The 12,634-nt window shown below is 55.8% G+C and carries 12 protein-coding genes; 3 read left to right on the top strand and 9 right to left on the bottom strand.

Features of this window, described 5'->3' with window-relative positions; translation table 11 throughout:
* Nucleotides 1-65 precede the first annotated feature (65 nt).
* Nucleotides 66-1,193, top strand: a complete 1,128-nt coding sequence (locus EL294_RS01260; RefSeq protein ID WP_126464725.1) for an aldo/keto reductase — start codon at nucleotides 66-68, stop codon at nucleotides 1,191-1,193.
* 1 nt (nucleotide 1,194) lies between these two features.
* Nucleotides 1,195-2,010, top strand: coding sequence for a hypothetical protein (locus EL294_RS01255; RefSeq protein WP_126464724.1), 816 nt, complete (start codon nucleotides 1,195-1,197; stop codon nucleotides 2,008-2,010).
* Between the two features lie 1,103 nt (nucleotides 2,011-3,113).
* Here EL294_RS01255 and EL294_RS01250 read toward each other — a convergent pair.
* From EL294_RS01250 to EL294_RS01210, 9 genes are all read right to left on the bottom strand, one after another.
* Entirely contained in the window at nucleotides 3,114-4,145 is a 1,032-nt protein-coding gene (locus EL294_RS01250) for an S-layer homology domain-containing protein (protein WP_126464723.1), read from the bottom strand.
* Between the two features lie 12 nt (nucleotides 4,146-4,157).
* Nucleotides 4,158-4,592 carry a YkvA family protein gene (locus tag EL294_RS08000; RefSeq protein ID WP_232006489.1) on the bottom strand — a complete coding sequence of 145 codons (435 nt, stop codon included), beginning with the start codon at nucleotides 4,590-4,592 and terminating at the stop codon, nucleotides 4,158-4,160.
* Nucleotides 4,593-4,600: 8 nt separating this feature from the next.
* Nucleotides 4,601-5,227, bottom strand: a complete 627-nt coding sequence (gene pyrE / locus EL294_RS01240; protein WP_126464722.1) for an orotate phosphoribosyltransferase — start codon at nucleotides 5,225-5,227, stop codon at nucleotides 4,601-4,603.
* Nucleotides 5,224-5,937, bottom strand: a complete 714-nt coding sequence (gene pyrF / locus EL294_RS01235; protein ID WP_126464721.1) for an orotidine-5'-phosphate decarboxylase — start codon at nucleotides 5,935-5,937, stop codon at nucleotides 5,224-5,226. Before pyrF ends, pyrE begins: the two co-directional genes overlap by 4 nt.
* 176 nt (nucleotides 5,938-6,113) lie before the next feature.
* Nucleotides 6,114-6,902, bottom strand: coding sequence for an Mrp/NBP35 family ATP-binding protein (locus EL294_RS01230; RefSeq protein WP_126464720.1), 789 nt, complete (start codon nucleotides 6,900-6,902; stop codon nucleotides 6,114-6,116).
* A 53-nt stretch (nucleotides 6,903-6,955) separates the two neighbouring features.
* Complete coding sequence (locus tag EL294_RS01225) at nucleotides 6,956-7,258, bottom strand: MTH1187 family thiamine-binding protein (RefSeq protein WP_126464719.1); 303 nt, start codon at nucleotides 7,256-7,258, stop codon at nucleotides 6,956-6,958.
* A 13-nt stretch (nucleotides 7,259-7,271) separates the two neighbouring features.
* Nucleotides 7,272-8,309, bottom strand: a complete 1,038-nt coding sequence (locus EL294_RS01220; RefSeq protein ID WP_126464718.1) for an alpha/beta fold hydrolase — start codon at nucleotides 8,307-8,309, stop codon at nucleotides 7,272-7,274.
* A gap of 84 nt (nucleotides 8,310-8,393) precedes the next feature.
* Nucleotides 8,394-9,623, bottom strand: coding sequence for a YkvI family membrane protein (locus tag EL294_RS01215; protein WP_232006488.1), 1,230 nt, complete (start codon nucleotides 9,621-9,623; stop codon nucleotides 8,394-8,396).
* A gap of 237 nt (nucleotides 9,624-9,860) precedes the next feature.
* The gene (locus EL294_RS01210; RefSeq protein WP_126464717.1) at nucleotides 9,861-11,117 is read right to left on the bottom strand and encodes a M18 family aminopeptidase; all 1,257 of its coding nucleotides are present in this window, start codon (nucleotides 11,115-11,117) and stop codon (nucleotides 9,861-9,863) included.
* A gap of 134 nt (nucleotides 11,118-11,251) precedes the next feature.
* Between EL294_RS01210 and EL294_RS01205 the strand changes: the two genes are divergently transcribed.
* A complete protein-coding gene (locus EL294_RS01205; protein WP_126464716.1) occupies nucleotides 11,252-12,589 on the top strand; it encodes a hemolysin family protein in 1,338 nt (445 codons plus the stop codon).
* Nucleotides 12,590-12,634 lie beyond the last annotated feature (45 nt).

Genomic DNA, 12,634 nt, shown 5'->3' with positions numbered 1-12,634 from the left:
TTTTCTCCGTTTTCCCACAGTCCGCCCTCTGTCCCTATGGTATAATCATGAAAAGGAGGTCATCTATGTTATACAGAAGTTTTACCCCCGACGAGCATCGGGTCTCGCAACTGGGCTTCGGATGTATGCGATTTCCCGTCGTAGACGGCGACAACAGCCACATCGACGAAGCGCTCACCACAGAGATTTTGGATTACGCCATCGACCACGGCGTCAACTACATAGATACCGCATATCCCTACCACGGAGAACAATCGGAGATCTTTTTGGGCGAATACTTTCGCAAAAACGGGCGGCGCGACGAGATCTTTCTCGTCTCCAAATGTCCCGTATGGAAGGCAAAGGAAAAGGGTGACTTTTACCGCCTGCTGAAATCGCAACTCGCGCGGCTTCAGACCGATCGCCTGGATTTTTATCTGCTCCACGCACTGGATAAAGAACGATGGGAGGCCCTCCTCGCCCTCGATGCCTTTTCCGATATGGAACGCGCTCTGTCCGAGGGGCTGATCGGCAATCTGGGATTTTCCTTCCACGACGAATACAGCGTATTCGAAGAAATCCTCTCCTATCGGGATTGGGATTTTTGCCAGATCCAGCTGAACTACATGGACATCTACCACCAAGCGGGCCTGACGGGCCTTTCGACCGCCGGCGAGCGCGGCATCTCGGTCGTGATTATGGAGCCGGTCAAGGGCGGCAAACTCGCCTATCCGCCGAACGACGTGCGGGCGCTCTTTTCCGACGAGCGCACCATGGCCTCCCACGCCCTGCGCTTTTTGTTCAACCGCCCCGAGGTTTCGGTGGTCTTGAGTGGCATGAGTACCATGGAGCAGGTAAAGGACAATATCGCCACCGCCTCGGAGGCGACGCCGGGCTGTCTTTCGAGCGAAGAAACCGAAAGCTACCGCATGGCAAAGCAGATTTTGGACGCCCGCACCGCCGTGGGCTGTACCGCCTGCGAATACTGCCTGCCCTGCCCCGCCGGCGTAGAGATCCCCAAAATCTTTAAACTCTACAACAACCTATATACCTACGGCGAACTCAAGAACAAAGCGAGCTATACAAAGCTCACCGCCGCCGGCACCGACCAAAGCGCCTGCGTCGCCTGCGGCCGCTGCGAATCCATATGTCCCCAGCACCTGAGTATAATCGAAGACTTGCGAAACGCCCACCGGGCACTGACGGAGGTTTAGCATGAAATTCAGAAAACTCGTACCCCTCTTGGCGGCCTGCCTCTTCCTATTCGGCTGCGGCAACGGTGCCAAAGACACCGCCGATGCAGAGGCACAGCGCGAAGAGGCCCTCGCCGCCGAACGGGATGCCGCCGGCGAAAAAAATACGACGAATGGCGAAGAAGACAAAGACACCGCCGACGAAAATGCGGACTACGACCCCGAAGGCGATCGGGAAAAAAAGGAAAAAGAGCTCTTTGAAAGCGAAGATGAAAAAACCCGCTACGCCGCATTGGAAGACGCCAGCGACTATATCGCCCTGGTGGAACTTTCCACCGCCGCCAACGGAGAGGTGGGGCTCGAGTTCGTGAAAAACTACAAAGGCGCCCTGAGCACCGTTGAACTTCCCGCCCCCAAGGGACTTACCCCCAACCGAGAATACATCATCTTCTACCGCGATGAAGCCGACGGCACCGTGGCGCCCACCCACGCCACCAACGGATTCTACCGCGTCGACGGAAGCGACGACGCCTTGCTTCGCTATATGGAAAAAAAGTACGCCGAAGTCGACGATCGCCTAAGCGACGACGAAAAGACCGATAAAAAGGATACCAAAACCGATACGAAACCGTCCGCGACCACGACAAACGATACGAAAAAGACGACGACTACGAACGATACAAAGAAAACCTCGAACGATACGGATAACAAAAAGACCGCTGCGACAAAAGACAGCACCGCGACCAAAACCGGGACCAAGGCGAACTCGACTAAGACCGATGCCAAGACCGGCGACGGACAGACCAAAAAGAAACAGACCGACCTTTCAAAGGAATAGTGGAAAGAGGACCGCCCCAAGGGGCGGTTTTTTTGTGGAGAAGAGGGAGCCGGTGCGAAACGAACGACCCTCCCCCATTGTCATTCTGAGCGAGGAACTCGTTCCGAGTCGAAGAATCTCTCTCCCTACCTAAAGCCCGCAAGGAAGCCGGTGCCGAAACGCACGACCCTCCTTTATTTTGAGCAATAGAACACACCGTAGAGACCGCGCAACCCGTCGACCACACCCCCTATTGTCATCTTAAGCAAGGGGCGAAGCCCCGCTTCGAAAGATCTCTCTCTTTACACGGGGTACACAACAAAGCCATTGCAGGAGCGCACGAGCCTCCCCCTCCTCCTGTTTCAGGTAATACATCACGCAATAGGTACCGTACAATCCTTCAACCCGCAATAGCCGACGGAGATCCATTCGACTCCGTCTTCGGCGTCGCTCAGGATGACAAGGATATTAAACGCAATGGCCTCTGCCGCCACACACGATCCTCCCTCTTTGTCATTCTGAGCGAGGAACTTTAGTTCCGAGTCGAAGAATCTCTTTCCCTACCTAAAGCCCGCATAGAAGCCGGGGCTGAAACGCACGACCCTCCTTTATTTTGAGCAATAGAACACACCGTAGAGACCGCGCAACCCGTCGACCACACCCCCTATTGTCATCTTGAGCAAGGGGCGAAGCCCCGCGTCGAAAGATCTCTTTCCCTATACAGAGTACACAACAAAGCCATTGCCGAACCGCACGATGTACCTTCTCTTTCGGGCAATAAGACCCGAAGTGGGTACCGTGTAACCTGTCGACCCGCAATAGCCGACGGAGATTGTTCATGACCTAACAGAAATCTTCGATTTCGTCGTAGGTCAGATGCCGCGCAGTCCAAATCTTTGATTTGGCCAACGCAGCGGCCCGACTTCGCTGCGCTCCGCTCAGGATGATAGGTTCTTGTCACGCCCCTTTGTCATTCTGAGCGAGGAACTCGTTCCGAGTCGAAGAATCTCTCCCCAACCTAAAGCCCGCAAAGAAGCTGTTGCCGGAGCGCACGCCCCTCCCCCGCTCAAGATACCAAATACCAATCCCCACAATAAAAAAGAACCCTTTCGGGTTCTTCTCGATCACTCCACGCGAATCCATTGATCGACGTCCTTGGCATCGCTCTTCTCGCCAATGCGGTGGTCGTTTGCCGCATCGAGGATGTGGAAGTACGCCCAGTGATCGGGGCGCACGTCGATAAAGCCGGTGAGTTTGTGCATATCCCGCGTGTCGCGAAAGCTCGCGGCGGCGGTATTGCGATGCGCTGCGCGGTTGAGTATGGCGACGGCTTCGGCGCGGGTGATTTTCTTCTCGGGCTGAAAGCGCCCGTCGGGATAGCCCTGTAAGTAGCCGGCGTTGTAGGCGCGTCCCACGGACTTGCTCGACCAGTGGCGGGCGGCGTCGGTAAAGGGGTGCGTATCGCGATCGGATACGGGCGCCATGCGCGAAAGCACGGCGGCGAATTCGCCCCGACTCATGTTGCGGTGGGGCCGAAAGCTGTTGCCCGGGTAGCCCTTTAAGACGCCGATTCGGCTCATATCGTCGACGGCGGTGGTAAACCACGCGTGGGAGGCGTCTTTGTAGCCGGTCTTTTTCTTGCCGTAAATGTCCATACGCCCCGCGCGCAACCGTGCGAGCATCATGGCCACCTCGGCGCGGGATACGCCGTCGTCCGGACGCATACGGTTGTTCTTTCCCCGAACATAGGCGGCGCGCCCCTCGGAAGCGACGGCGACCGCGACTTCTTCCGCCGCGCCTTGGGAGGCATCCTCTACGACGATTTTTTCGCCCTTTTGGATGCTGCGGCTGAGGGCGACGGAAAATCTGCCGTTTTCGTCGCTTTTGCCCTGCCCGAGCACGACGCCCTTTTCGTTTTTTACGACGATGTCTTTTTCTACGGCGGCGATGCCGGTGACGGTCCGGGCGCCGGAGAGAATTTTGTCGATAAATATGCCGCGCACGCTGCCGTCTTCGGCGACCCTGCCGTGGTGTACGGCGACGACGCCCTTATCGACGCGCGCCTCGACGGCGGAGGCGTAGGCGACGCTTTCGTACGATGCGGCCGCGCTCGTCGCCAAAAGGAGTGCTGCCAACAAAGTCGCTGTCTTTTTCATGGGTTCCTCCTGTTATTTTTCATCTTCGATGACCGTATAGCCCTCCAAATCGGGCGCTTCTTCGGTCTCGACCTCCCCTTTCTTCCAAAATCTATATTTCGCCATTTCCTCGCTGAGTTTGGAGATGATATACACCAACACGCTCAAGTCGTCGGCAAAACCGATGCCGAAGATAAAATCCGGTACGATATCCAGGGGATTGACCAAGTAGATCAACCCCGCCACGATCATCAGCAGGTTCTTTTTGCCCAAGCCCTTGTAGCTGCCCCGCACGGAATCGGTGACCATGGTGATCAGGGTCGTGATCTCGTTTTGCACTTCGGAAAATTTCTTTTTTCCCTTTACGATGGAAAACCCGTCCTTCGCCAATTTTTTTAGGCGATCGGGATCGGACACCACCCGGGACGCCCCGGGCATTTTGCGTTGTAACAATCCGGACCAGTTCATGGGACCTCCTATCGGAACCACCCTTCGTCGCGGGGGTTCATTCTCCATTTCTCCAGTTTTTCGATGTCTTCTGCGGTGAGATCGCCCCGTTCGCGCGCCACCAGGGCGAGTTCGGGAAAGTTCGCGAGGGCCACGTGGCGAAAGCCCGCCGCGCGGAAGTTTTCCTCCGCCGCCTTCAGATCATAGCTGAAGATGGCGAGGATGCCCATTACCTCGAGCCCCTCTTCTTCTGCCGCTTTGGCGGCGTCGATGGAGCTGCCGCCGGTGGAAAACAGGTCTTCGACGATCACGACCTTTTGTCCGCGGCGGAACGCCCCTTCAATGCGCTTGTTCTTGCCGTGATCCTTGGCCTTGGAGCGAATAAAGCCCGCCGGCAAGTGAAGGATCCACGAAATATAAGAGGCGTGGGGAATGCCCGCTGTGGCGGTTCCCAAAATGCCCTCGGCACCGGGAAACTGCATCTGCACGGTCTCCGCCAGTGCCTTTTCGACCACTTCGCGCTCCTCGGGATACGAGAGGATAAGGCGGTTGTCGCAGTAGATGGGGCTTTTGATGCCGCTCGCCCAGGTAAAGGGCGCCTGGGGCGAAAGGCTTACCGCCCCGATGTCCAATAAGATCTCACATACTTCTTTCACCGATTTCCTCCTAAAAATTCTTCACAAATCGCGCGATACGCGGCCAAGGGGTCCTCTGCCCGGGTAATGGGCCGTCCGACGACGATATAGTCTACGCCGAGATCGCGGGCATCCGCCGGGGTGACAACTCGCTTTTGATCGCCGACCTCTGTACCCGCGGGCCGAATGCCCGGGCACACGAGGGGAAAATCTGTGCCGAGCTTTTCCCGGAGCACCTTTCCCTCCATGGCCGAGGACACGATGCCCCCACAGCCCGCATCGAGCGCCACATCGGCCAGGGCGAGTACCGCTTCTTCGGCGGTATGGCCTTCGCCCAAGAGCACCTCGCTTCGGGACGCGTCGTCGAAGGAGGTGAGGACGGTGACGCCCAATAGGATCGGCGCCCGGTCCCACGCATCCGCCGCTTCTCGGGCGCGGCGAATCATTTCGCGCCCGCCCGATGCGTGCAGGGTCAGCATATCTGCAGAGAGCGCCGCAAGAGAGGCCACCGCCCCAGCGACGGTGTTGGGGATGTCGTGGAGTTTCAGGTCGAGAAAGACTTTATATCCCTTCGCCTTCAGATCCCGCACAAAATCCGCCCCGGCGGCATAAAACAATTCCATTCCCACCTTTACATAGGGCTTTTGTTCCGCATCGGCAAAGGGGGCGAGAAAACGCGCCGCTTCGTCGCGGGAAGAAAAGTCCAAGGCGATGATTACATCCCTATCCATCTTTTTTCCTCCTGTTCGATTGTACTGTTTCTATTTATAGTATATACCGAAACCGCGTGGGAAAAAACCGCACCGGCCGTCCGAATGCGTCGAAAGGGGCAAAAAACCGCCGATTTAGACATATTTTTGCCATTGTTAAAACTCGTCATAAAAAAACGCCCCCGCGGGCGTTTTCTCTATTTTTGTCTCTTTTCGAAGGCTTCCAGCGCATCGCCCACGGCTTGTAGGGCGTCGTTTTGGTAATATTCGATAGAGCCTCCATCCGCCGCTTCGGCGAGTTTGGGATCGATGGGAAGCGCCCCCAAAAAGGGAATGCCCCGCTCTTTTGCGATCGCCTCGGTTTTGCTCTTGCCGAAGATATCGTATCGAACGCCGGTGTCGGGCGCCACAAAATAGCTCATATTCTCGACGATCCCCACCACGGGAATACCCATCATCTTCGCCATATTCAGCGCCTTTTCCACGATCATCGACACCAGATCCTGGGGAGAGGTAACGATGACGATGCCGTCGATGTCCATGGTCTGAAACACGGTGAGCGCCACATCGCCGGTGCCCGGCGGCATGTCCACAAAGAGATAGTCCTTCTCACCCCAATATACGTCGCTCCAAAAGGTGGTCAGCATATTGCCCACCACCGGCGCGCGCCACAGCACGGGATCGGTGGGGCTTTCGAGGATCAAGTTGACGCTCATCAGCTCCAGGCCCGAAGAGGTCTTGATGGGGCGAATCCCCTTTTCCGTCTGAAAGACCGTCTCGTCCGCGCCAAAGATTTTGGGGATTGAAGGCCCCAAAATGTCGGCATCGAGCACGCCCACGGAATGGCCTCGGCGGCGCATTTCCGAGGACAACAGGCCCGTAAACATGGACTTGCCGACCCCGCCCTTTCCGCTTAAGACCGCGATGGCCTTATCGATCTTGGAATGTTCGTTCAGCGGTTTTTTTAACGATTGTTTTTTATCCATAACTCATCCCTTCCATGGGGATATTTTAACACAAAGAATCTCCGTTTACGGACCTAGATGAGTTTCTCCATTACGGAATTGACCTTTTGGTCGAGATTCGCTTTTTTGTCGCGCCTATCGTCGATTTTTACCACCGAATACACCCGGTGAGCGCCGGCGGTAAAAACCGCTTCCTGCATTTTGCGTACGGCGGCGAACAGATCGTCGATCTCGCCTTCGAGCACGGTCCCCATGGGATTTAGGCGGATGTCGATCTTCTCGTCGTCTTTGACCGCGTCGTATGCCTTTGCCACATAGCCGCTGCAAGATGTCGTTTGGGTGCCGATGGGCACGAGGGTAAGTTCCAGTACTGCCATAGTATGCCTCCTGTTATCGTTGTAAAAATTCCTGCATGTCTTCAAAAATATACCGACTCGCCGATTCGTGCAGCAAGTCGTGGCACATCGCGGGGTAGACGATGTTCTCGTAATTATGATACCCCAAGCGGTAAAATGTCTTCGCCGTATCCGCGAGTCCCTTGGCGCCTGCGGTCAACGGGTCGCGGGTGCCGTTTAGGGCGAGGACTTCGAGATTTGGGTTTTTGACCAAATACCGGCCGTAGTCCTTGAGCCGCGCCGCCGCCTCCCAAATCGCCATGGCGCCGCCATTGGTGTAGTTTTCGATTACCAACGGATCTTCTTTGAAAGCGCGCAGAAAATCGGCGTTGTTGCTTACGGTATGGAGCGCCGCCTTGGTCTTGTGGTCCATCATGCGGATAAAAAAGCCGCGCTTTTGCTCGTCGGTATAAAAGCCTTCCACATTGCCCACAAAGAGACCGAAGTGCGCCGAAGGGGGATAGGCCACCACGCCGGTCATTATCAGTTTGTCGAGTATGTCGTCGTGGCGCATGATAAAGTTTCGTACGATCAAAGAACCGAACGAATGGCCGAACATGGCGAGAGAAAGCCCGGGGAAGCGCCGCTTAAAATATACCGCCAGGGCGTATTGGTCGATGACGATATCGTCTATGGAAGAGATAAAGCCCCGCGGATGCGCCGTAGACACCGAATCGCCATGCCCCCGGTTGTCCGAAAGCAGGGTGGTAAAGCCCGCCTCCGCCATTTTTTGCGCAAAATCCTCGTAATAGCCTTTGTGCTCCTGTGCCCCGTGTACCACCTGCAAAAGTCCCTCGGGACGCTCTGCCTTTAGAATGGAAAAGGACAGCGGCAGCCGGTCCACCACCGAATAATAGATGCCGTCGATGCGCGCCTCGTCTTCGTAGAGGATCTGCACCGCATCGAACATGCCCTCTTTTTGCCAGTCGAGCATCGCTTTGACCGAGCACTCCTTGCGCACCCAGCGCGCCACTTGGGGAATTGCCAATGCGGCGAGGCCGAAGGCCCAAAGTCCCCTCCGTCTGTTTTTCATTCTCCCACTCCTCTCTATACTATACTTACACCGAATCGGTCCGAAATCTTCAAAAAAAGCAAAAAAGTGCCCGCAGGCACTTTCTCAATAGGCTTCCCCGAACTCGACCACCTCTTTGACAAAGGCATCGATATCTTCCAGATCCACATGGGCATCTTCTGCCATGGCTTCGAGCCGCTCTTGGTCCCTCGGGGTAAATTTCTTTGTGTCGGTATGTTTGCGCGCCAAAATCTGTGTGATGGCGTGTCGTTTTTTGTCTTCGCGGAGAATGGCGCGCTTTCTCTTTGCCCAGCCATAGATCAAAGTGGCGATCAGCACCATACCCATATAGCCGAGGATCGGATACATAATCGAGATCAGGCGCTTAAAGCCGAGAAAACTGACGGCATAGCCCACCAAAGTGATGCCCACGAGCAGCCACTTAAAGCGCTTGTCGTCGCCGCCGCTAAAGCGGGAGGCGAGGGCATAAAACAGGCTGATGCAGGTATTAAAGATCATGCCGTAGATCACCACGGACATAATCACCCCGAATGCCGGGTGGATCTCCGATACCAAAAGCTGAAGCGGCAGATCCGCATCCTTTACCGCATCGACCTTTACGAATAACGTAAAGCCCAATAGTGCCGTAATCACGCCGACGATGCCGCCGCCGATCAGCCCGCTTCGCTTCGCCTTCTTCGGATACATTACGCTCCCGCCGAGCACCAGCGCCATACTGGTGCCGGTGATCATGCACATGGCGAAGTAGTTCACCAGCGAGAGCTGCCAGTTGGGGAGATTGGTGGGAATGATGCGGGCCACCGCGTCCAGCGCATCCCAATCGCCGTCGAATCCCCACAGCGTATAGATCGCGGCGACCGCGATAAAGGCGACGATCACCGGCGTAAAGGCGCCGATCGCCTGCGCCACCTTCTTAAAGTCCATCATGCCGATCACGATGGTGAGCGCCACGCAAATGGCGGAACCGATCCACGGGGCGAGCCCGTATTGCTGGTGCAGGTTGCTGCCGGCGCCGGCGATCATGACAAAGCCGACCACAAAACAGGTAATCACCAGCCCGATGTCGAGAAACTTCGCCAGACCGGAGGGCGCGATCTCATCTAAGACCTGCTGATGGTCGTCGGCGCGAAAATACGAACCCAGCTGCAGGATCGCACCGCCTACCAGGGCGTGTAATACCCCTGCCAGGAGGACGCCGATCAAGCCCTTTTTGCCGAATGCGGTAAAATATTGCAACAGCTCCTGACCCGATGCAAGTCCGGCACCGGTAAGTACACCCACATAGGCCAGGGCGATGATCATTATTTTTTTCAAAAGAATTTCCTCCTATTCACACTATAACCTATACCAATTTTGGGGAAAGAATATAGAAGATAAGGGAAATTTGTGAAATATCGGCGTAAAAACACCCATATATTTTATAATCTGCAAATTGCGGCGGCTATCAGTATAAAATCTTTCGGAAATGCGACAAAAAACCGCGTCGTATTTTTTCGCATTCGGAACCGTTCCATCAAAAAAACCGCCTCTCGGCGGCATTCTGAGCGGTTCCTAAAACCGGAAGTACCCCACGAAAGCGCGGTACATATCGTCCACATCCTTTGCGGCGACGGTTTCGCGCACCGAATGCATAGACCAAAGCGGAATCCCCACATCGGCAGAGAGGATATCTAAATGGCGGAGCCCTAAAGGACCGATGGTCGTGCCGCCCCGTTGGCCGTGGGGATTGGCAAAGTCCTGCACCGTAAGACCCAGGGTGCGCATCAAATACTTGAATCGCGCCGCACTCATGCCCTGGGTGGCGTAGCTGCGGCTGGCGGCCACCTTTACCGTGACGCCCCCGCCCAGTACCGGCGCACAGCTCTTGTTGCCCCGCTCTGGATAGTTGGGGTGCGAGGCGTGGGTCATATCGGCCGATAGGATAAAGCTGCGTGCCAGCGCGCGGTAAAAACCCTCTTCCCCGGCGCCTCTCGCGATGCGGCGGAGCGTATTGGCAAAAAAGGTACTGTCGCCGCCGCTTTTGGTGGTGCTCCCGATCTCTTCGTTGTCGGTAATCAGCACCACCGCGGTGGTATCTGCCGGTGCATCGGCATCGAACAGCGCCCGCACGGCCGTATAGGCGGTGGCGAGATTGTCGAGGCGCGGCGCCTGAATCCACTCTTCCTCCGCCCCGATCACAGACGACGCTTCGTAGGGGTAGAGGTACAAGTCGTAGTCGAGCACATCTTCGGGGCGCGCATCGGCGAGTTCTGCCAAGGCGCGCAAAAATCCGCCGTCCTTCCAGGCGGCGCTCCCGATGGGCACGAGATCTTTTCCTATTTTATAGACGTGCCCTTTGTTCACCTCGCCGTTTAAGTGCAACGCAAGATTGGGGATCGTCACTACCGGCGCATTAAAATCCACCAAGCGACTCCGTACCGCGTCGCCGTCGTGGACCAACACCCGCCCCGCGATCGACAATGGCCGGTCCATCCAGGCGGAAAAAATCGGCGATCCGTACACTTCCACGTCCAAACGCACGTGGTCGTCCCCGTCTTCTATGCCGCCGGGCAACAGGCGAAAGCCCGGGCTGTCCGAATGGCTGGTGGCAATCCGAAAGAGCATCGTCTCGGGATCGTCGCTCCCCATGCGAAACAGCACCACCGCGCCGTCGTCGTTGACGAGAAAATAGCGACCGCCCTTTTCGAGCTGCCACGCTTCCGCCGGGTCTAATTCTACAAAACCCGCCGCCATCATGCGGATGTTATCCACCACATGATACGAGGTGGGACTGCGATCTATAAATTCCATTACATCTTTGGCTATCATTGGATCATCCTTTCTATGCGTTTTCCATACGTTCAGTATACCAGAAGGAAAATGGGATAGAAACGCCGCAAAACGTAGGCACAGAAGACGATACGGGGTATAATGAAAATTAAGAACAAAGGAGGAATGCACACATGGACCCGGGCCCGCAGATACTGCCCCAACTTTTGATCATCGCCGCGCTCACCTGGATCAACGGATTCTTTACCGCCACCGAAATGGCCGTCGTTTCCGCCAATCCCCAGCGCATCAAAGAACTCGCCGAGGACGGCAATCGCCGCGCCAAATTGCTTTTGGAGATCACGCGCGATCAAACGCGTTTTTTGGCGACCATACAAGTGGCCATCACCCTTGCGGGGTTTTTTGCCGCCGCCATCGCTTCCAAAGACCTCGCCGCCTATCCCGGCACGGCGCTAGCGCGTGCGGGCGTGCCCTACGGCCACACCATCGCCTTTGTGCTGGTCCTGATCTTGCTTTCCTACATTACCCTCGTCTTGGGCGAGCTCGTTCCCAAGCGGTTGGCGCTCCAAGACGCCGAGCGCATCGCCTTAAAGCGCGTTAAATTTATTTCGGGCTTTTATACCTTGGTCTCTCCCTTTGTGGCACTCACCGGCCTCACCACCACCGGCATTCTGAAAATGATGGGAAAATATTCCACCGATGTGGAAAAAAACATCAGCGAAGAAGAAATCAAGAGCTATCTCAAAGTGGGCCAGCAACACGGCGTCATCAACGAAAGCGGCGAAGTTATGATGGTCAACATTATGGCGTTTGACGACAAACTCGCCTACGAGATCATGACCCCCCGCACGGGCCTATATATGCTCGACTACGACGAATTCGACACCGATAAAATTCAAGAAATGCTGCGCTCCGGCTATTCCCGCGCACCCGTCTATCGAGAAAATCCCGACAACATCGTCGGCACCATCTACATCAAAGACCTCTTTGTAGAATACGCCAAGGCAAACTATCGCTCCATCGACATCGATAAGGTCATGAAAAAACCCTACTTCGTGCCCGAAACCAAAAACATCGACACCCTGCTGCAGGAACTTCAGACCACCAAAAACTACCTCGCCATCCTCATCGACGAATACGGCGGCCTGGCGGGCATGGTCACCATCGAAGACATCGTCGAAGAAATCGTCGGCGAAATCGAAGACGAATACGACGACGACATTCTTCCCATCTTAAAGCTCGACGAACACACCTATGTCGCCGACGGCATGACCGACATCGACGACATCAACGACTTCCTCGACCTGGAACTCGAGAGCGAAAACCACGAGACCATCTCGGGCCTTACCATCGAGCGGCTGGGCTTTATTCCCGAAGCCGGCGACACCAAAAAATATACCGTCCTCTACGACAACAGCATTCAACTCACCACCCTCGGCGTTACCGACAAGCGCATCGCCCGGGTGGAGATCAAACTGCTGGATCTCGAGGAGGACGAAGACGAAGAATAAGAACACAAAAACGGCTCCGCGGCAAAACGGAGCCGTTTTTGTGTC

This window comes from Aedoeadaptatus ivorii, assembly GCF_900638585.1.
GTDB lineage: Bacteria > Bacillota > Clostridia > Tissierellales > Peptoniphilaceae > Aedoeadaptatus > Aedoeadaptatus ivorii.
The sequence above is the reverse complement of the archived record's forward strand: the minus strand, read 5'-3'. Positions and strand labels throughout refer to the sequence as shown.

Coding starts and splice junctions, on each gene's coding strand:
- EL294_RS01210 (WP_126464717.1), bottom strand. CDS start 11,117: ATGATAGCCAAAGATGTAATGGAATTTATAGATCGCAGTCCCACCTCG.
- EL294_RS01205 (WP_126464716.1), top strand. CDS start 11,252: ATGGACCCGGGCCCGCAGATACTGCCCCAACTTTTGATCATCGCCGCG.
- EL294_RS01260 (WP_126464725.1), top strand. CDS start 66: ATGTTATACAGAAGTTTTACCCCCGACGAGCATCGGGTCTCGCAACTG.
- EL294_RS01230 (WP_126464720.1), bottom strand. CDS start 6,902: ATGGATAAAAAACAATCGTTAAAAAAACCGCTGAACGAACATTCCAAG.
- EL294_RS01255 (WP_126464724.1), top strand. CDS start 1,195: ATGAAATTCAGAAAACTCGTACCCCTCTTGGCGGCCTGCCTCTTCCTA.
- EL294_RS01220 (WP_126464718.1), bottom strand. CDS start 8,309: ATGAAAAACAGACGGAGGGGACTTTGGGCCTTCGGCCTCGCCGCATTG.
- EL294_RS01225 (WP_126464719.1), bottom strand. CDS start 7,258: ATGGCAGTACTGGAACTTACCCTCGTGCCCATCGGCACCCAAACGACA.
- EL294_RS08000 (WP_232006489.1), bottom strand. CDS start 4,592: ATGAACTGGTCCGGATTGTTACAACGCAAAATGCCCGGGGCGTCCCGG.
- EL294_RS01250 (WP_126464723.1), bottom strand. CDS start 4,145: ATGAAAAAGACAGCGACTTTGTTGGCAGCACTCCTTTTGGCGACGAGC.
- pyrF (WP_126464721.1), bottom strand. CDS start 5,937: ATGGATAGGGATGTAATCATCGCCTTGGACTTTTCTTCCCGCGACGAA.